The sequence below is a fragment of the Ramlibacter aurantiacus genome, assembly GCF_016722895.1.
Classification (GTDB): domain Bacteria; phylum Pseudomonadota; class Gammaproteobacteria; order Burkholderiales; family Burkholderiaceae_C; genus Ramlibacter; species Ramlibacter aurantiacus.
Genome location: NZ_JAEQNA010000007.1, coordinates 202,561 through 219,367, shown reverse-complemented (window position 1 = coordinate 219,367; position 16,807 = coordinate 202,561). Strand labels below are relative to the sequence as shown.

The window sequence follows — 16,807 nt, the reverse complement described above, 5'->3', positions numbered from 1 at the left end:
CCCCGCATAGAATTTCCGGTCTGCCGGTTTAGCTCAGTTGGTAGAGCAACCGCCTTGTAAGCGGTAGGTCATCAGTTCGAATCCGATAACCGGCACCACCCTCACATCCTTCGTCAGGGCGCCGTGCCCGCTCGCTCGCGGCGCTCCTCGTCTTGCACGCAGTAGCGGGTCGCCGGCATGATCTTCAGGCGTTCGAAGCGAATCGGTTTTCCGCAGTCTTCGCACACGCCGTAATGACCCTCCCGCACCCGCTGGCGGGCCTCGCGCACTTCGTGCAAGGCGACCTCGTTGCGCTGCAACTGGCTCAGGTCCAGCGAGGCCATCATGCGAGCGTCGCCGTCCTCCACCGCGTCGCGCACCTCAGGCCAATCGTCATTGCCTGAGGCGGCAAAGCCTTGCCGGGCGGCATGTACCGCGGCATCCAGTTCGGCCTCCTGTCGCTGCAGCATGCCGTCGAGCTCGGCGATCTGATCGTCCTTGAGTGTCATGAAGAACTCCTTGGCCCGACGATAGGCCAGCGCGGCACCCCGCGTGTTGCAAAAGGTGGCTCAGGTCCAGTCGTTCTGGACCTTGATGCGAATCTGGCCGACCTCGCAGCCTTTCGTGCGAAGGTGCGCCTGCAGGGCCGGCAGCAATTGCCGCAACTTCGCCGCGGCCGCGTTGCCGCGCACCAGGAGGCACCACTGGCCATCTTCCAGTGGCCCGGCACTCACCGCCGAACGCAGCGAAGGCGGCAGCTGGCTGCGCACGAGGTCCAGCCGCTGTGAAGACGCCTGTACCAGGTGCAGGAGCCGCGAGAGAGAAGGAGACTGCTCCGCGGCCTGGGCGAGGGTGACCGGGTGGTGGCGGCGAGTGGGATCGTGCGGCATGGAGCGGGCGGGCCTAGGCCGGCCATTATGGGGCGGCCCCGGCTCCTGGAGGCGACGCTTAAAATGCCCGTCTTCGCCATCCGTGCGCCAGTAGGGCATGCGGGTGGCCGTCTCCTTGCACAACGAGAGGATTGCGCTGCCCTGCTGGCCCCGGTGGGCTGGCAGGGCAGCATCGCGTTCATGGCCAAGAATTTCCTGACTCAGATTTTCGGATCTCGTAACGACCGACTGCTCAAGCAGTACCGCAAGACCGTCGAGCGGATCAATGCGCTGGAGGCGGATCTCGAAAAGCTGAGCGACGAGGCACTGCGCGCCAAGACGCAGGAGTTCCGCGACCGCCTGGCCCAGGGGGAGACGCTGGACGACCTGCTGCCCGAGGCTTTCGCGGTGGTCCGGGAAGGTTCCAAGCGCGTCATGCGCATGCGGCACTTCGACGTGCAGTTGCTCGGCGCCATGGCTTTGCACAACGGCAAGGTCGCCGAGATGCGCACGGGCGAAGGCAAGACGCTCACCGCCACGCTCGCGGTGTACCTGAACGCCTTGCCCGGCAAGGGCGTCCATGTGGTCACGGTCAACGACTACCTGGCCAACCGCGACGCCCAGTGGATGGGCAAGCTCTACAACTTCCTGGGCATGTCGGTGGGCGTGAACCTGCCCCAGATGCCTCGCGAGCTCAAGCAGGCGGCCTATCGCAGCGACATCACCTACGGCACCAACAACGAGTACGGCTTCGACTACCTGCGCGACAACATGGTGTACGAAACGCAGGACCGCGTGCAGCGCGGGCTGCATTACGCCATCGTCGACGAGGTCGATTCGATCCTGATCGACGAAGCGCGCACCCCGCTGATCATCAGCGGCCAGGCCGAGGACCAGACCGAGCTGTACGTGGCCATGAACCGCATCGTGCCGCAGCTGACCAGGCAGGTGGGAGAGGCCGATCCGCGAACGGGCGAGGGCGTGATCACACCCGGCGATTTCACGGTCGACGAGAAGACGCGGCAGGTCTACCTCACCGAGCGTGGTCATGAGACCGCCGAGCGCATCCTTGCAGGCCTGGGGCTGATTCCGCAGGGCGCCTCCCTGTACGACCCCGCCAACATCGCCCTGGTCCATCACCTGTACGCGGCCCTGCGTGCGCACCACCTCTATTTCCGCGACCAGCACTACGTGGTGCAGCCGGGAGAAGACGGCACGCCGGAGGTGGTGATCGTCGACGAATTCACGGGGCGGCTGATGTCCGGCCGCCGGTGGAGCGAAGGCCTGCACCAGGCCGTCGAGGCCAAGGAGGCCGTGCCGATCCAGCCTGAAAACCAGACGCTGGCCTCCATCACCTTCCAGAACTACTTCCGCCTGTACGGCAAGCTCGCCGGCATGACCGGCACGGCCGACACCGAAGCCTACGAGTTCCAGGAGATCTACGGCCTTGAAGTGGTCGTGATCCCGCCGAACCGGCCCAGCCGGCGCGACGACCAGTTGGATCGGGTCTACAAGACCACGCGCGAGAAGTACCAGGCTGCGATCGAGGACATCCGCGAGTGCCATGGACGGGGACAGCCGGTGCTGGTGGGCACGACATCGATCGAGAACTCCGAGATCATCAGTCAGCTGCTGCAGGAGGCGGGCCTGCCGCACCAGGTGCTCAACGCCAAGCAGCATGCGCGCGAGGCCGAGATCGTGGCGCAGGCCGGCCGGCCGAAGATGGTCACCATCGCGACCAACATGGCGGGGCGAGGCACGGACATCGTGCTGGGTGGCAACGTCGAAAAAGCCATTGAGGCCGTCGAGGCGGACGAATCGCTGGACGAACCGGCGCGGCAGGCGCGGATTGCCAAGATGCGCGACGAGTGGAAGCGCGACCATGAACTGGTGGTGTCGCTCGGTGGCCTGCGGATCATCGCGACCGAACGCCACGAGTCGCGCCGAATCGACAACCAGCTTCGCGGCCGCTCGGGTCGCCAGGGGGACCCGGGTTCCTCGCGGTTCTACCTGAGCCTGGATGATCCACTGATGCGCATCTTCGCCGGCGAGCGCGTCAGGGCCATCATGGACCGGCTGAAGATGCCTGAGGGTGAAGCCATCGAGGCGGGCATCGTCACGCGCAGCATCGAGAGCGCGCAACGTAAGGTCGAGGCGCGCAACTTCGACATCCGCAAGCAGCTGCTCGAGTACGACGACGTGGCCAACGACCAGCGCAAGGTCATCTACCAGCAGCGCAACGACATCATGGAAGCGGCCGACCTGTCGGCCCAGATCGCAGGATTGCGGGAAGGCTGCTTCACCGACCTCGTCCACCAGTACGTGCCGCCGGAATCGGTCGAAGAGCAGTGGGACCTGCCAGGGCTGGAGCAGGTGCTGGCCGCCGAATGGGGCATCCATCTGCCGCTGGTGCAGCGGGTGCAGGAGTCCGCCGCAATCACCGACGAGGACCTCCTCGAGATGGTGGTCCAGGCCGCGCATGAAGCCTTCGAGGCCAAGGTGGTCATGGTCGGCCTGGAGAACTTCACCCAGTTCGAACGCGTGGTCCTGCTCCAGAGCATCGACACCCATTGGCGCGAGCACCTGGCCGCGCTGGACTACCTGCGCCAGGGTATCCACCTGCGCGGGTACGCCCAGAAGCAGCCGAAGCAGGAGTACAAGCGCGAGGCGTTCGAGCTGTTCGGCCAACTCCTGGACTCCGTCAAGAACGAGGTCACCAAGGTGCTCATGACGGTCCGCGTGCAATCCGGAGACCAGCTCGGCCAGGCGGCGGACGATATCGAGGAGCGTGCCGAGCACATCGCCAACGTCACGTACTCGGCGCCCACGGTCACCGGCGAGGTCGAGACCATGCTGGACGCCCGCACGGCCCGGGGCTTCGCCGGCGCGGCCGCGGGCGCCGCTGTGGCGGACGTGCCGCGGGTTGGTCGCAACGACCCCTGCCCGTGTGGCAGTGGCAAGAAGTACAAGCAGTGCCACGGCAAGCTGGCTTGAGCCGGCGCGCTTGACCAGGCAGCAAACTGCTGCTTGGTGTGTACTTCAGCGGTACCGGGTGCACATCTAAGCGCTGCAGTAGCAGATTTCTTTTGAAACACCTGTAACTGTCGCGCACCTGACTGACAGCAATGACAGGGGTCGACGCCGCTGAACGGGCCCATGACTCTTCAATGGCAGGCTTTCACACCCGAGCGAGCCATCATGAACCGAGTCAATGCAGTTTCCGACGTCCTTCTGACCGCGAATGTTCACACGGGGACGGGCGACGGCGTCGTCGCATCCCCCGCAGCACCGCAGCGCCGCAGCGGCCCCGGGCTGTCCAGCCACCTCAAGCAGCGCATCGCTCGGGACTTCCAGGAACGTTTCCAGCGCGAGTGGGGCGGCAAGTTCGTGACCCAGGGCATCGCACCCGGCACCAACGCCGTGCGCCTGGACGGCAATGACTACCTGAGCGTGACCGGGCACCCCTCCATCGTGCAGGCCCAGGTGAACGGCCTGCGATGCAGCCAGGACTACATCGTGCAATCGGGCGTGTTCCTGGCGGAAGGCAGCCCCACCGGACGCTTCGAAGACGCCTTGTCGGGTTTCATCGGCCACGCTGGTGGCGTGCTGTGCCAGTCCGGCTACACCGCCAACCTGGGCCTGCTGCAGGTGATCGCGGACCGCGAAACGACCGTCTACGTGGACAGCCTGGCCCACATGTCCCTTTGGGAGGGCGTGCGCGCCGCCGGTGCCACGGCCCAGGCCTTCCGTCACAACGATCCCGAGCACCTGGCGCGCATGATGAAGCGTCACGGCCCGGGGCTGGTGATCGTGGACTCTGTGTACAGCACCACCGGTGCCGTCTGTCCGCTGCGTGAAATCGTGGAGATCGTGGAAGCCAATGAATCGATGATCCTGGTGGACGAGTCACATTCGTTGGGCACCCACGGACCTGGGGGGCGTGGGCTGTGTGCCGAGTTGGACTTGACCCATCGGGTGCATTTCATCACCGCCAGCCTCGCCAAGGCCTTTGCAGGGCGCGCCGGCTTCTTCACCCTGCCGGATGAACTGCGCAACTACCTGATGTGCCACAGCTTCCCCAACATCTTCAGCTCTGCCTTGCTGCCACATGAGGTGGCCGGCCTGTCCGCCACCCTCGATGTGATCAAGCAGAGCGACCGGGCTCGTGAGCAATTACGGCACAACACGCGTCGCATTCGCTCCAGCCTGTCGGAACTGGGCTATCCCATTCACCAGGGGACCGAGCAGATCATTTCACTGGAGGCGGGCCCCGAGGTGGACACCCTCGCGCTGCGCGACTCGCTCGAGGGACACGGGGTCTTTGGTGCCGTGTTCTGTGCTCCCGCGACCAGCCGCAATCGTTCCATGGTTCGGCTCACCTTGAATGCGTCGCTGACCGAGGCCGAGATGAGCCATGTCGAGCAGGTGGCTGCCGAGATCGCGCCCAAGATCAAGCCGTGGGACTGGCCCATTGCCCGTCGGCAACGCGGTCGCGAAGCCGATCAATCCTCGACTTGACGAGGCTCCTGCACGTCCAGCCAGCTGCGGTAGCTGGTGATGGGCGCTGGCAGCGCAGAGGACGGCACCGGGAACAAGGCCGCCAGCACGGATGGATCCTGACCTGGCGAGAACGCCGGCAGCAGTTCGCAGGTGCCACTGAGTCCGAGCGCTTGCCGCAATTCGAGGCTGACCAGCTTGCGACCAGCGCGGATGTCCGCAATGCCTTCGCCATCCACGCCTTCGAGTTCCGCGAGTTCGGCCAAGGCGTTGAGTCCTTCGCGCGTCTCGAGCTGGAGCCAGCTGACGCGGCCGTCTTCGTCCAGGCCCAGGATGCCGAAGGGGTCGCCGATGGCGACATGTTCAACCCAGCGGGCCCGGGCGAAATCGGCGAGTGCCTGCTGTACGCCTCCCTGGCGCAACAACTCGTGCTGCTCCGGGCGGAACGTGGCGCGCCAGATCTGCGCGTGGCGAGCGTTTGGCGTCGCCAGGAGCGTTTCGACCGAGTCGACCAAGCGGCGCGCGATGTCCGGCAATTGCTTGGGGATGAACTGGTCGATGAGCCCACGGTTGAAGGCGCGAACCGCGATCTGCTCGTCGGCCTGGCCCGTCAGGAGCACGCGGGCGCCCTGCCATTCCGTCAGTTCGCTCAGCACCTGCAGGCCGTCCATGCCCGGCATCGAGAAATCGACTGCGCAGAGGCGGCTGAGGCCATAGCGGTTGATCGAACGGGCCCAGTAGCCGAGGATTTGCGGAATGAGCGGCTTGCCTTGTCGCCACTGGTCGACCAGCAACTGCTGGTTCCATGCGTCGATTTCCCAAAGTGGGAGCTCGCGCAACAGCTGCTGGATGCATCGGCCAGGACGCAGGTGCAGGCGCACATTCCAGTGCCGCGGCAGGACCATGGCCAGCATCTCGAGGTAGTCGGCGTCGTCATCGAGGAAGACCACCGAGCCGGGGCGTCGATAGAGTTGAAAGCTCATGGGTGTGATCGCTCAAGCGTCCTTGTGGCAATGGGTTCGGGTGCAGCCAGTGGCAGCTCGATCTTGAAGCGCGCGCCTCGACTGTAGCCGGGGTCGATGCGGATGGTGCCGCCGGCTGCGTGGACCACGCGATGGCAGAACGCCAGGCCCAGGCCATGTCCCGTTCCGCTGTGGGTGGATGCGAACAACTGGAACAGGCGCGCCTGCATCTCGGGCTCGATGCCTTGTCCCCGGTCGGTCAGACAGATGAGGCCGCGCCGGCCCGCCACGTCCACGCTGATCACCAGGTCACCCGGACTGGTCGGGGTGGGCTTTGCCGCGAGCGAACGCAGGGCATTCTTCATCAGGTTATCGATCACCTGCAGGAACAGCGACTCGGCGCCCTTGAAGGTGAAATCGGCATGCACATGGACCTGCACGCATTCACGCTCGCGCTCGCTGCGGAAGGGAAAATTCGCCACGGCGGTTCGCGCCAGGGCGGCGGCCGACAGGTGGTCTCCCCCGGTAGGCAGATGCATCAATTGGGCATTGGTCATCTGTGTGTCGATCTGCCGGTTCATGTTGCGCACCAGCAGGTGCAGGCGGCTCGCCAGCTTCTCGATGACCGATGCGTGCGCGGCTGGGAGTGCGTGGGCCTCGCTGCGCATCGCGTCACCGATGAGGGCCATCGTGGCCAGAGGCGTCCTCAACTCGTGGGCCATGATCCCCATGGTGCCCAGTGCCTGCTTCAGTTGCTCGCGCCGCAGGTTCGAAGACGAAATGCCCAGCATGAGCGCCATGTACCAGGCGAAGCAGAACACCACCACGTGCATGCTGAGTTCTTCGGGTGGCGGCAGTGGCAACCCGGTACCGAAGGCTTCTGCAAGCAACCAGCCAAAGGGCAGGCCCGTTGCAATGCCGACGGTGGCGATCCGCCAATCCGTCAGGTGGTAGTAAATCAGGAACATGGCCGCCATCGTTGCGAGCCACACCGCGTTGGCGCCATTGCAAAAATACATCCACGTGAAATAGACCGGCAGGGTGATCCAGAAAATGGTGCTGAATGCGAATGCCGCCCGGCGACCCGGAGGGTGCGCCTTGAATTGCGGGGCGACCAGCAGCACCAGGCCCAGGAAACTCATCAAACCACGTTGCCACAGGCTTTCATAGGGCTGCGGCAGCCAATACGTCCACACCCAATAGAACAGCGGATGGCCGATGGCGGTGGAGAGGCCCAGCGCACGAATCCGCCACTCGGACGGATGCAGGATCGGTTCGACCACCGGTTGCAGCATCGCGCCGGCCACTCTTCGAGGCATGCTCGCCCGCATCAGATTGCCCCGTCGCTTCCAGAACGCTGCCAGCATCGACTCCCAATTCGAGGTGTCCGCGGGCGCCGTTCTATGGCCGAGCGCGGTGGCTAATGATATGGTGTCGGCCGTCGTGGGAGGAATGCCAAAACTTATGGGTGATCCTGTTAACTTTGACAGCGTTAGCCTGGACGCCATCTTGAGTGATTGGATGGCGGCCCTCAAGGAATTCTCGGTCGAGGCCGTTGCAGTTCTCGGGCCCGATCCATTTGGTGGCTATGAGGATCGCCATGTCCTTTGTGTTCACCCGCCGATCGCCAGCGATGCGGCGATGGCATTGGCGGCTAGTCACGATTTCGGTGCCCCCTGGCGCGACTCGGACGCGCCGTTGGTGGCCTGGCAGCACATCGCCAGGAGCGGCCCGCTGGAGGCCAGTCGGTGGCGCATGCTCGCCCTCGCGCATGGCTACCAGACCATGGTGCGGGTGGAGTTTCCGTTGCCAGCGGGTCGCGCTTTCGAGTGCTTCATGTTCAGCCCGCGCGAGCTGGCTGATCGCTCGGAGGCGGCTGCACTGGTTTGGTCCACCTTGAACGTGTGGCCGGTGGTCAAGCGGTGCATCTCGCAGGAACGCTCGACCTTGAGCCCCCGTGAACGGCAGTGCCTGATGCTCGCCTTCAATGGCTTGACCGCGCGCGAGAGCAGCTTGCAGATGTCCTGCACCGAGCGCACAGTCAACTATCACCTCGCCAATGCCATGGCCAAGCTCAAGGTCGACAACAAGCTTGCCGCCGTCCAGCGCGCCTGCTGGATCGGCGCCATTTGAACGCGGGGCGGGCGCATGTTCCTGGGTATCGACGTTGGCAACACGCGGCTCAAATGGGCCCTTTACGAGCAGGCCGAGCCCGGTGCACGGCTGATCACGCAAGGCGCCGAATTCCTGGAGAACATCGACAAGCTCGCAGACGGTGCCTGGGGCGATCTGCCGACGCCCACGCGCATGCTCGGCTGCTCGGTAGCGGGCGACGCGGTCAAGCTGAGGGTTGCGGAGCAGATGGAGGAGTTGTGGGAGGTCGTGCCCCAGTGGGTGCATGCCAGCCCTGCAGAAGCCGGCCTGAGCAATGGCTACGACCACCCGTCGCGCCTTGGGGCGGACCGTTGGGTGGCGATGATCGGCGCATGGCATCGCATGCTGGCCGTGAGTCCGCCGCGACCCTTGGTTCTGGCCATGATCGGTACCGCCGTCACGGTCGAGGCCATCGATGCACACGGGCGTTTCCTGGGCGGATTGATCCTGCCAGGACACGGCATCATGTTGCGCGCGCTCGAATCTGGCACGGCGGGTCTTCATGTGCCCACCGGCGAGGTGCGCGAGTTCCCCACCAACACCAGCGATGCCCTCACCAGCGGCGGCACCTACGCGATCGCGGGGGCCATCGAACGCATGATCCAGCACGTGCGGCAGCGCTGTGGCGCCGAGCCTGCCTGCTACATGACCGGCGGCGCCGGATGGAAGATGGCGCCCTTCATGTCGGTGCAGATGGAACTCGTCGACAGCCTGATCTTCGATGGCCTGCTCGAGATTGCCGAGCGGCGCGCACGGCAGGCTTGATCCCAAGCCGACTCAGCCGCGCACTTGTGGCGCGAGCCAGGCTTCGGCCAGCTTGACCCAGTAGGTCGCCCCCAGGGGGATCAGTTCGTCATTGAAGTCGTAGCTGGGGTTATGCAGGGCGCATGGGCCTTCGCCGTGTCCGCTTGCACGATGCTCGCCATCGCCGTTCGAGATGAAGCAATAGGCGCCCGGCTTGGCCTGCAGCATGAACGCGAAGTCTTCCGCTCCCATGGTGGGCTCCTGCGTGTCCACGTTCTCCGGGCCCACGATGGACGTCATCACCTGTCGTGCCAATTCGGCTTCGGCCGGCGAATTCACCGTGGGTGGGTAGCTGCGAGTGAACTCGAACGTGCAGCTGGCTTCGTGCGCTGCGCTGACATGCTCGGCCACCTGGCGCATGCGCCGTTCGACCAGGTCCAGCAGCTCGGTGGAAAAGGTCCGCACCGTGCCTTGCAGTTCGCACGACTCGGGTACCACGTTGGTGGCCTCGCCAGCGTGGATCATGGTCACGGAGATCACGCCCGGATCGAGCGGCCTTCGATTGCGCGTGATGATCGTCTGGAACGCCTGGACCATCTCGCATGCGATGGGCACCGGGTCGACGCCGTTGTGCGGCAATGCGGCGTGGCTGCCCTTGCCGCGAATGGTGATGCGGAACTCGTTGGCCGACGCCATGACCGGTCCTGCGCTCACCGCGAACCGGCCCACCGGCGCCCCCGGCCAGTTGTGCATGCCGAACACCGCATCCATCGGGAACTGCTCGAACAGCCCGTCGCGCATCATCTCTCGCGCGCCGCCGCCACCTTCTTCGGCAGGCTGGAAGATCAGGTAGACGGTGCCGTCGAAGCAGCGGGTGCGCGCCAGGTGCTGTGCCGCCGCCAGCAGCATGGCCGTATGGCCGTCATGGCCACAGGCGTGCATGCGGCCTTCATGACGGCTGGCGTGGGAGAAGCGGTTGATCTCCTGGATCGGCAAGGCATCCATGTCGGCGCGCAAACCCACGGCGCGCGTGCTGCTGCCGTGGCGCAGGATGCCCACCACCCCTGTGCGGCCCAGGCCGCGATGCACGGGAATGCCCCACTCCGCCAGCCGTGCGGCAACCACATCCGACGTGCGCCGCTCCTCGAACGACAGCTCCGGGTGGGCGTGCAGGTCGCGGCGGATCGCGGCCAGGGAAGGAGCCTCCGAGAGAATGGAATCAATGATGTTCATACGGCCTCGGCGGTGATCAGCGGGTCCAGTCTATCGGTGTGCGCGCAGACGGGCAGGCGCTGCCATCTGGTCCGGGAAACAGCCGACTGGACGGCGGCGCGGGTCCGGGTCGATGATCGCACCGGTGCAGGGGAACTTCCCCGTCGCGGCAGCCTCAACAGCCCACCGGCAGCGGGTCACCATGAGGCTCGGCGCAGCGGCGGGTCGCAACAAACAGACGGGAACGCAGGTGAGATCGGGACGCAGGCGATTGGGGTTGGCGGTAGCGGTTGCGCTAGGGGGAGTCGGCTGTGCCAGCCTGGACATGGAGTACTACTGGCAGTCGGCCAGCGGGCACATGGCCATGCTGAACGCTGCCCGATCCGTGCCGGAGTGGTCACGGGCTGATGAGGCGGCGCCCCGGCTGCGCCAGCGCCTGGAGCTGAGCCAGCGGATCCGCCGCTTTGCCAGCGATGAGCTCGGGCTGCCGGACAACGCCAGCTACACCCGCTACGCCGACCTCGGCCGCCCGGCCGCCGTGTGGAACGTGGTGGCCGCCCCCGAGTTGTCGCTCAAGCTCAAGACCTGGTGCTTTCCCGTCGTGGGCTGCGTGGGCTACCGCGGCTACTTCGACGAAGCGGCTGCCCGTGCCGAGGCGGCCCGCCAGCGGGCGAACGGACTCGAGGCGAGCGTCTACCCCGTGCCGGCTTATTCCACGCTCGGGTGGATGAACTGGGCGGGGGGTGACCCGCTGCTCAACACCTTCATCAACTATCCCGAAGGCGAGCTGGCCCGGCTCATCTTCCACGAGCTGGCCCACCAGGTCGTCTACCTGAAGGGCGACACGACCTTCAACGAGTCGTTCGCGACCGCGGTCGAGCGGCTGGGCGTGGCCCGCTACCTCGTTCACGCGCAGACCGAAACGGCCTCGCAGGACTATGCCCACTTCCTGGAACGCCGGCGCGTCTTCCGGGCCTTGGTGCGGGCCACGCGGGAACAGCTCAAGGCCATCTACGACGGCGACTTGTCCCCGCAGGAGCAGCGTGTCCGCAAGGACGATGTGATGCGGGTATTCAGGGCCGAGTACGCCCGCATGCGCGCGGGTTGGCCAGGTGACCCGGCGCGGTTTCGCACCACCGACCGGTGGGTGGCCGAAGCCAACAACGCGTCCTTCGGCGCGCAGGCTGCCTACGATGAACTGGTGCCTGGCTTCGAAGCCTTGTTCGACCGCGAAGGACAGGACTGGCGCCGCTTCTACCAGGCGGTCCGAGGGCTGGGCCAGCTGACCAAGTCCGAACGCCACGCCTTTCTCAAGGACCTCGGCTCGACCTGGACACCCTCACTCCAGTGAGTCGATCAACTCGACGTATCGTCTTTTCGCCTCCTCGGGCGGCGTGCCCCTGAGGGTGCTCCACGCGTCCCATTTGGCCCGACCGACCAGGTCGCCCATGCCGGGCTTGGGCTGGTCCACATCCCCGAGCGTCGCCTGCTTGTACAGGCCGTAGATTTTCAGCAGGGTGGCGTTGTCGGGACGCGCGGAAAGCTGGCGCGAGCGCACCACGGCTTGATCGAATTCGGAGGACAGGTCGGACATGGGGCGGTGACTGCGAAGGGGCTGGGGGCCCATCGTAGCCGCCGCATCCTCAAGAGGCTTCCGACTCCTTCTGTATCAGGCGATCGAACTCTTCACGGTACTGCAGGGCCAGCCCGATCTTCTGCTCCGCCGACAGCACGCGACCGGCGGCCTGGAAGAACTTGTCCTCCTCTTCGGCGAGGTGGTGCTCGATCTTGTGCACGAGCTTGTGCGCAAGATCGCTCCAGGCGTCGGATCCTTCGTCCAGCCCTTCAAGCTCTTCCACCATCTCGTCCATCTCGTGGTGCTCGGCGATGGCGTGGCGCGACGGATCCACGGTCTCATCGTGCTCCCACAGCGGGATATAGAAGAAGCGCTCTTCGGCCGTTTCGTGGGCGGCGAGCTCGGCTTTCAGGTCCAGGAAGGCTTGATGGAGATCGCCTCGGCCTTCGTCGGCGGCAATCAGGCGGCGGCTCAGCTTGCGCTGTTGATCGTGGCTGACCCGCAGGGCGTCAAAGATGTTCATGGCCGGCAGTCTTGCCGAGCGGGGCGGTCGGGCCTGTAGTCAACCGAGGCCAGCACTCGCAGGACGGCGGCTACTGGTCCCGCAGTTCCTGCCGCGCGCGTTCGACGTTCAGGCGTTCGAGGGCATCCAGCGGCTCGCAATTGGCGGCCTGCTCGTACAAGCGGGTCGCGCGGGGCAGGGCGGCCTCGCCCTGGAGCATCAGCAGCCCGCTGGCGACTTCGATCATGGCGATGGCAGAGCCTGGATTCAGGCGCAGGCCTTCCTCGAACATGCGCAGGCCGACTTCGCGTTTGGCCCCGTAGGTCATGCCGCCGATCAGCTCACCGACCTTGTCGATGACTTCGGCGTGGAAGGTGCCCAGGGCGATGTGGGCATCCGCATGGAGGGGCTGCAGCTCGATCACCCGCTCGAGGGATGTGCGCACCTTGCCGCCAAGCCCTTGCGCCAGCGCCTTGGCCACGCTCACGCCTTGGCTGTAGCGGCCGAGGCAGTAGGCGTGCCAGAACCAGGCGTTGGGGTTCTGGGGGTCTTGCTGGGCTTGTGCCCAAGCGCGCTCAGCTGTCTGCAGGAACAACTCGAGGCGAACATCCTCGCGGTTCTCGAGGTGCGTGGCGTGAACGGCGGATGCTTTGTTCGCGAGCGTGATGCCGGCGCCGCCGGCGGCAAGGCCGACCTCGACGGCTTTTGCGAACTCGCCTCGGTGGAACAGCACCCAGCCGGCGAGGACCGCCTCGGATTCAGGAAGTGGCTCCGCATCCCCCGCGTGCAGACGGGACCAGAGCTCTAGCACGCGCTTCTCATCGAACTGGTACTCGCGTCCGTATGGATTGACATTCCATCCTGGCATCGGTGCTTCCTACCCTGGCTCCTGCCAACGAGATTACCAGCAGATGTCTCATGCACCTAACGAGCGGACACCGATGCGATATCCGTCCGAACGACCGATGCCGAACAAGAAGCCGGCGCGGGCGCTTAGCGAGCGGTCGGGCATAATTTTCAGTCGCCGACCACGACCCGTCCCAGTGGCGACTGCTTCGTCCGAGGCTCTATCAGAGTAGACGATGCAGCGTTCGGCGCAGCAGCTAGCCAGAAGTTTCGAAGCTTTCCCCGTTTTCTCGCACACAGATGATTCAGACCTCGCTTTGGAACGCTGATCCAGTCCTATGAATGGTGCGCTACCGCTGGAGCGGCCGCTCAGGGTGCTGCACGTTTACAAGAGCTACTACCCTGACACCGTGGGCGGAATTGAACAGGTGATCGCGCAGCTCGGCAGGGGGCTGAACGGCCTTGGCGTGGAGAGCCGCATCTTCACTCTCAGCCGGGATCCTCAGCCGCCGGTGATCGAGTTGCCCGAGGGAAAAGTCCATCGGACCCGGCAATCGTTCGAGGTCGCATCCAACAATGTCTCGGTCTCGGCGCTCCGGGACTTTGGCCGACACGTGGATTGGGCTGACGTGGTTCACTACCAGTTTCCCTGGCCGTTCGGCGACGTTCTGCACTTGCTGGCTGGCCATCGTAAGCCCAGCATCGTGTCCTACCAGTCGGACGTTGTTCGGCAACGATGGCTCATGCGGGCTTATCGGCCATTAATGAACCGATTCCTGGGGTCCGTCGACCGTGTGGTCGCCACCTCGCCTGAGTATTTGCGCAGCAGCGCGGTCCTCGCCAACCTCTCCACGCCCGTCACAGTCATACCCAACGGGGTGGACGAGGGCGCCTACCCCCAACCCGATTCACAAGCCATTGGCCGCTGGCGAGCTCGGCTAGGCGAAGGGTTCTTCCTCTTTGTGGGCGTGCTTCGCTACTACAAGGGCTTGCACGTGCTTGTCCAGGCTGCGCGGAACTTCCCAGGTCGGGTGGTCATTGCGGGTGAGGGGCCGGAGCGCCCAGCGATCGAGAAAAAGGTCCGTTCGCTCGGCCTCGACAATGTGACCCTGCTTGGCCGGGTGAGTGATGAAGACAAGATGTGCCTGCTACAGCTTTGCCGGGCCTTCGCGTTTCCTTCGCACCTTCGGTCCGAGGCATTTGGCATGTCGCTCGTTGAAGCAGCCATGTGCAGCAAGCCCATGATCAGTTGTGGCATTGGCACGGGCACCAGCTTCATCAACCTGGACGGTCAAACCGGGTACGTGGTGGAGCCTGAGAGCCCGCAGGCGCTTCACGATGCCCTGGTGCGCCTGCAGCAGGATGCATCACTAGCAAGCGCGATGGGAGCGAGGGCGCGCACGAGGTACGAAAACTTCTTCACCGCGTCAGCGATGGCGACCGCCTATCTGGAAGCGTATCGGCAGGTCTTGCCGGCGCCAGCGCCAGCTGGTACGCGCTGACCGTCTCCTCGACGCATCGGGTCCAGCTGAACTGCCGGCTGCGCGCCAGCGCGCGAACCGACAGGGTTTGTCGCAACTCGGGGAGCGTGAGCAGGTCCTGCAGGTGGCGGTTCAGCGTGTCTATGTCCTGCGGCGCCATCGTCAAGGCCGAGTCCCCGACGACCTCGGGAAGCGACGAGGTGTTGGAGGTGACCGAGGGCACGCCGCAGGACATTGCTTCGAGCGGCGGCAGGCCGAAGCCTTCGTACAGTGAGGGATAGACCAGTGCCAACGCGCCGGCGGTGATCAAGGCCAGCTCCTCGCGCGGCAGGTATCCGAGCTGGCGAACCTCGCCGGCGTCTACCAGCGGCGCCAGCTCCTGTTCGAGACCACTTGTTTTCCAGCCTCTCATGCCGATGACCACCATGGGGTGGCGCGCACGCAGCGACGCCGGCAGGGCACGGTACGCCTTGAGGGCGGTGGAGAGGTTCTTTCGCGGCTCCAGGGTGCCTACGGCCAACAAGTACTGGCCATGGATGAGCCCCAAGGTCTCGAGCACGGGACGTGTCTGCTCGGCACTCCTCGGCGAGAATAAGGCTTCAACGCCGAGAGGTATGGCACGGATGCGATCGGCCGGAAAGCCGAACTCCTGGATGATCTCGTGCCGCACGAACTCCGAGTCCGTCAGCACCACCTGGGATCTCCGCAGGCCAGGCTCGAAGTGCCGATCCATCGTCCGAACTCGTTCGTCAGGATGCGACTCCGGATGGCGGATCCATGACAGGTCGTGCACCGTCAGGACAGTGGGCCCATCGAACGGTAGCGGAAGAATGTTCGGTTCGTGGTAGACCTCCACGCCCCGTCGCCTGGCCTGCGCCGTGAAGCGACTTGCCTGTAGCAGGCGCCGCACCGCATACGCGCCAGGAATCCAACGTCCGACAGCTGCCAGGCGGCCGATACTGGCTGCCGTGCGGGTAGGTTCTGGAACGCTCTGGCTCCAGCGCCCGCCCAGGAAAAGGAGGGGGTCGATATCTTCGCGAGCCGAAAGGCCAAGTGCCAATTGCCGGGTGTAATGGCCGATGCCGGTCAGGGGTGACAGAAGGCAAGTGGCGTTGAGGGCAACACGCATCACGAATCCATGGCCCCGAGCATCCAAGACAGCGTGTCTTCGATGCTGAAGCGTGGCAGCCCGCTCACCGTGCGCGCCAGCTTGCCGGGGTCTCCATACAGGGACCGAATCTCGTTCGGCCGCACGAGGGCGGGTTCTATGGCCAAGGCGATTCGGTGATTGCTCAAACGCTCGAGGACTGAAATCACATGCTTGACGGTGAGCGCCTGCCCAGTACAGATGTTGTACGTCTCGCCGGGCTCGCCGTGATTCAGCAAGCCGATGTAGGCCTCGCTGACGAACCTCACGTCGTTGAACTCGCGCTCCACGTCCAGTTTGCCCAGCTTCAGTTGAGCAGCGCGGTGGTAGAAGTGCTCGACCAGCTTCGGAATGAGGAACTCCGTGGACTGGCCGGGGCCCGTGTAATTGAACGGCCGAGCGATGACGATGGGGAGCCGATCAGCGAATGGGCGAGCGGCAAGTTCCATCGACAGCTTGCTGATGGCGTAATGATTGCTCGGGTCGCTCCGTTGGTCCTCCGAGATCGGCGAGTCCGCATGGGCGCCATAAACCGTCGCACTGCTGGCGAGCACCACGCGCTGGGGCGTGATTGGCAACTGGCACAAGCCCTCCAGAAGATGAATCGTTCCGAACAGATTGACATCGTAAAAGGCCTTGAGGTCGGGATGCCCGACTTGGCTGATAGCGGCCAGGTGGATCACATGCGTGGGCGCGAGTGCCCTCAACTCCTCGGCGACAGCCGAGCGCTGCATCACGTCGGCCTCCAGGGCCGAGACCTTGATGCCGCGCCCAAGAGCTGCCTCGATCAGATGCCGGCCGGTGAAGCCGCTCGCACCCGTGACCACAAGATTCATTG

16 protein-coding genes and 1 tRNA gene are annotated in these 16,807 nt (G+C 65.0%); 7 read left to right on the top strand and 10 right to left on the bottom strand.

What is annotated here, in order from left to right:
- Positions 1–22: 22 nt before the first annotated feature.
- Positions 23–98 (top strand) — tRNA-Thr (locus JI739_RS18195).
- A gap of 15 nt (positions 99–113) precedes the next feature.
- Here JI739_RS18195 and JI739_RS18190 read toward each other — a convergent pair.
- Both JI739_RS18190 and JI739_RS18185 read right to left on the bottom strand, forming a co-directional pair.
- On the bottom strand, positions 114–488 hold the full coding sequence (locus JI739_RS18190; RefSeq protein WP_201685352.1) for a TraR/DksA family transcriptional regulator: 375 nt from the start codon (positions 486–488) through the stop codon (positions 114–116).
- Between the two features lie 60 nt (positions 489–548).
- A complete protein-coding gene (locus JI739_RS18185; RefSeq protein WP_201685351.1) occupies positions 549–869 on the bottom strand; it encodes a hypothetical protein in 321 nt (106 codons plus the stop codon).
- 180 nt (positions 870–1,049) lie between these two features.
- On the opposite strand from JI739_RS18185, the gene secA reads away from it, so the two are divergent.
- Together secA and cqsA are read left to right on the top strand one after the other, a co-directional pair.
- Positions 1,050–3,842 (top strand): preprotein translocase subunit SecA, encoded by a 2,793-nt coding sequence (secA, locus tag JI739_RS18180; RefSeq protein WP_201685350.1) that lies wholly within the window; start codon positions 1,050–1,052, stop codon positions 3,840–3,842.
- A gap of 204 nt (positions 3,843–4,046) precedes the next feature.
- A complete protein-coding gene (cqsA, locus tag JI739_RS18175; protein WP_201685349.1) occupies positions 4,047–5,366 on the top strand; it encodes an alpha-hydroxyketone-type quorum-sensing autoinducer synthase in 1,320 nt (439 codons plus the stop codon).
- Here the strand turns inward: cqsA and JI739_RS18170 are convergent.
- A complete protein-coding gene (locus tag JI739_RS18170; RefSeq protein ID WP_201685348.1) occupies positions 5,351–6,328 on the bottom strand; it encodes a response regulator in 978 nt (325 codons plus the stop codon). The genes cqsA and JI739_RS18170 overlap by 16 nt on opposite strands.
- Positions 6,325–7,674 (bottom strand): sensor histidine kinase, encoded by a 1,350-nt coding sequence (locus JI739_RS18165; protein ID WP_201685347.1) that lies wholly within the window; start codon positions 7,672–7,674, stop codon positions 6,325–6,327. Before JI739_RS18165 ends, JI739_RS18170 begins: the two co-directional genes overlap by 4 nt.
- A 154-nt stretch (positions 7,675–7,828) precedes the next feature.
- On the opposite strand from JI739_RS18165, the gene JI739_RS18160 reads away from it, so the two are divergent.
- The gene (locus JI739_RS18160; protein ID WP_236589842.1) at positions 7,829–8,440 is read left to right on the top strand and encodes a helix-turn-helix transcriptional regulator; all 612 of its coding nucleotides are present in this window, start codon (positions 7,829–7,831) and stop codon (positions 8,438–8,440) included.
- Between the two features lie 15 nt (positions 8,441–8,455).
- Entirely contained in the window at positions 8,456–9,226 is a 771-nt protein-coding gene (locus tag JI739_RS18155; RefSeq protein ID WP_201685346.1) for a type III pantothenate kinase, read from the top strand.
- A 12-nt stretch (positions 9,227–9,238) separates the two neighbouring features.
- On the opposite strand, the gene JI739_RS18150 is transcribed toward JI739_RS18155, so the two are convergent.
- Positions 9,239–10,438: a M20 aminoacylase family protein gene (locus JI739_RS18150; RefSeq protein WP_201685345.1), complete on the bottom strand. Its 1,200-nt coding sequence runs from the start codon at positions 10,436–10,438 to the stop codon at positions 9,239–9,241.
- A 304-nt stretch (positions 10,439–10,742) separates the two neighbouring features.
- Between JI739_RS18150 and JI739_RS18145 the strand changes: the two genes are divergently transcribed.
- Positions 10,743–11,768 (top strand): aminopeptidase, encoded by a 1,026-nt coding sequence (locus tag JI739_RS18145; protein ID WP_236589841.1) that lies wholly within the window; start codon positions 10,743–10,745, stop codon positions 11,766–11,768.
- On the opposite strand, the gene JI739_RS18140 is transcribed toward JI739_RS18145, so the two are convergent.
- The 3 genes from JI739_RS18140 to JI739_RS18130 form a co-directional block, all read right to left on the bottom strand.
- A complete protein-coding gene (locus JI739_RS18140) occupies positions 11,757–12,011 on the bottom strand; it encodes an acyl-CoA-binding protein (protein WP_201685343.1) in 255 nt (84 codons plus the stop codon). The genes JI739_RS18145 and JI739_RS18140 overlap by 12 nt on opposite strands.
- Positions 12,012–12,060: 49 nt before the next feature.
- The gene (locus tag JI739_RS18135; protein WP_201685342.1) at positions 12,061–12,516 is read right to left on the bottom strand and encodes a hemerythrin domain-containing protein; all 456 of its coding nucleotides are present in this window, start codon (positions 12,514–12,516) and stop codon (positions 12,061–12,063) included.
- A gap of 70 nt (positions 12,517–12,586) precedes the next feature.
- Complete coding sequence (locus tag JI739_RS18130) at positions 12,587–13,363, bottom strand: tetratricopeptide repeat protein (protein ID WP_201685341.1); 777 nt, start codon at positions 13,361–13,363, stop codon at positions 12,587–12,589.
- A gap of 316 nt (positions 13,364–13,679) precedes the next feature.
- Here JI739_RS18130 and JI739_RS18125 point away from each other — a divergent pair, with 316 nt between their 5' ends.
- The gene (locus JI739_RS18125; RefSeq protein ID WP_201685340.1) at positions 13,680–14,843 is read left to right on the top strand and encodes a glycosyltransferase; all 1,164 of its coding nucleotides are present in this window, start codon (positions 13,680–13,682) and stop codon (positions 14,841–14,843) included.
- Here JI739_RS18125 and JI739_RS18120 read toward each other — a convergent pair.
- Both JI739_RS18120 and JI739_RS18115 read right to left on the bottom strand, forming a co-directional pair.
- Positions 14,761–15,951, bottom strand: coding sequence for a glycosyltransferase family 4 protein (locus JI739_RS18120; protein ID WP_236589840.1), 1,191 nt, complete (start codon positions 15,949–15,951; stop codon positions 14,761–14,763). The two genes, JI739_RS18125 and JI739_RS18120, sit on opposite strands and share 83 nt — an antisense overlap.
- The gene (locus JI739_RS18115; RefSeq protein WP_201685338.1) at positions 15,951–16,805 is read right to left on the bottom strand and encodes an NAD-dependent epimerase/dehydratase family protein; all 855 of its coding nucleotides are present in this window, start codon (positions 16,803–16,805) and stop codon (positions 15,951–15,953) included. The genes JI739_RS18120 and JI739_RS18115 overlap by 1 nt, the downstream gene beginning before the upstream one ends.
- Between the last annotated feature and the right edge of the window lie 2 nt (positions 16,806–16,807).

Excerpts from the sequence above, each read along its gene's own strand:
- JI739_RS18165 (WP_201685347.1), bottom strand. The coding sequence starts at position 7,674 with ATGCTGGCAGCGTTCTGGAAGCGACGGGGCAATCTGATGCGGGCGAGC.
- JI739_RS18155 (WP_201685346.1), top strand. The coding sequence starts at position 8,456 with ATGTTCCTGGGTATCGACGTTGGCAACACGCGGCTCAAATGGGCCCTT.
- JI739_RS18185 (WP_201685351.1), bottom strand. The coding sequence starts at position 869 with ATGCCGCACGATCCCACTCGCCGCCACCACCCGGTCACCCTCGCCCAG.
- JI739_RS18170 (WP_201685348.1), bottom strand. The coding sequence starts at position 6,328 with ATGAGCTTTCAACTCTATCGACGCCCCGGCTCGGTGGTCTTCCTCGAT.
- JI739_RS18135 (WP_201685342.1), bottom strand. The coding sequence starts at position 12,516 with ATGAACATCTTTGACGCCCTGCGGGTCAGCCACGATCAACAGCGCAAG.
- JI739_RS18145 (WP_236589841.1), top strand. The coding sequence starts at position 10,743 with ATGGAGTACTACTGGCAGTCGGCCAGCGGGCACATGGCCATGCTGAAC.
- JI739_RS18160 (WP_236589842.1), top strand. The coding sequence starts at position 7,829 with ATGGCGGCCCTCAAGGAATTCTCGGTCGAGGCCGTTGCAGTTCTCGGG.
- secA (WP_201685350.1), top strand. The coding sequence starts at position 1,050 with ATGGCCAAGAATTTCCTGACTCAGATTTTCGGATCTCGTAACGACCGA.
- JI739_RS18150 (WP_201685345.1), bottom strand. The coding sequence starts at position 10,438 with ATGAACATCATTGATTCCATTCTCTCGGAGGCTCCTTCCCTGGCCGCG.
- JI739_RS18140 (WP_201685343.1), bottom strand. The coding sequence starts at position 12,011 with ATGTCCGACCTGTCCTCCGAATTCGATCAAGCCGTGGTGCGCTCGCGC.
- cqsA (WP_201685349.1), top strand. The coding sequence starts at position 4,047 with ATGAACCGAGTCAATGCAGTTTCCGACGTCCTTCTGACCGCGAATGTT.
- JI739_RS18125 (WP_201685340.1), top strand. The coding sequence starts at position 13,680 with ATGAATGGTGCGCTACCGCTGGAGCGGCCGCTCAGGGTGCTGCACGTT.
- JI739_RS18120 (WP_236589840.1), bottom strand. The coding sequence starts at position 15,951 with ATGCGTGTTGCCCTCAACGCCACTTGCCTTCTGTCACCCCTGACCGGC.
- JI739_RS18130 (WP_201685341.1), bottom strand. The coding sequence starts at position 13,363 with ATGCCAGGATGGAATGTCAATCCATACGGACGCGAGTACCAGTTCGAT.
- JI739_RS18190 (WP_201685352.1), bottom strand. The coding sequence starts at position 488 with ATGACACTCAAGGACGATCAGATCGCCGAGCTCGACGGCATGCTGCAG.
- JI739_RS18115 (WP_201685338.1), bottom strand. The coding sequence starts at position 16,805 with ATGAATCTTGTGGTCACGGGTGCGAGCGGCTTCACCGGCCGGCATCTG.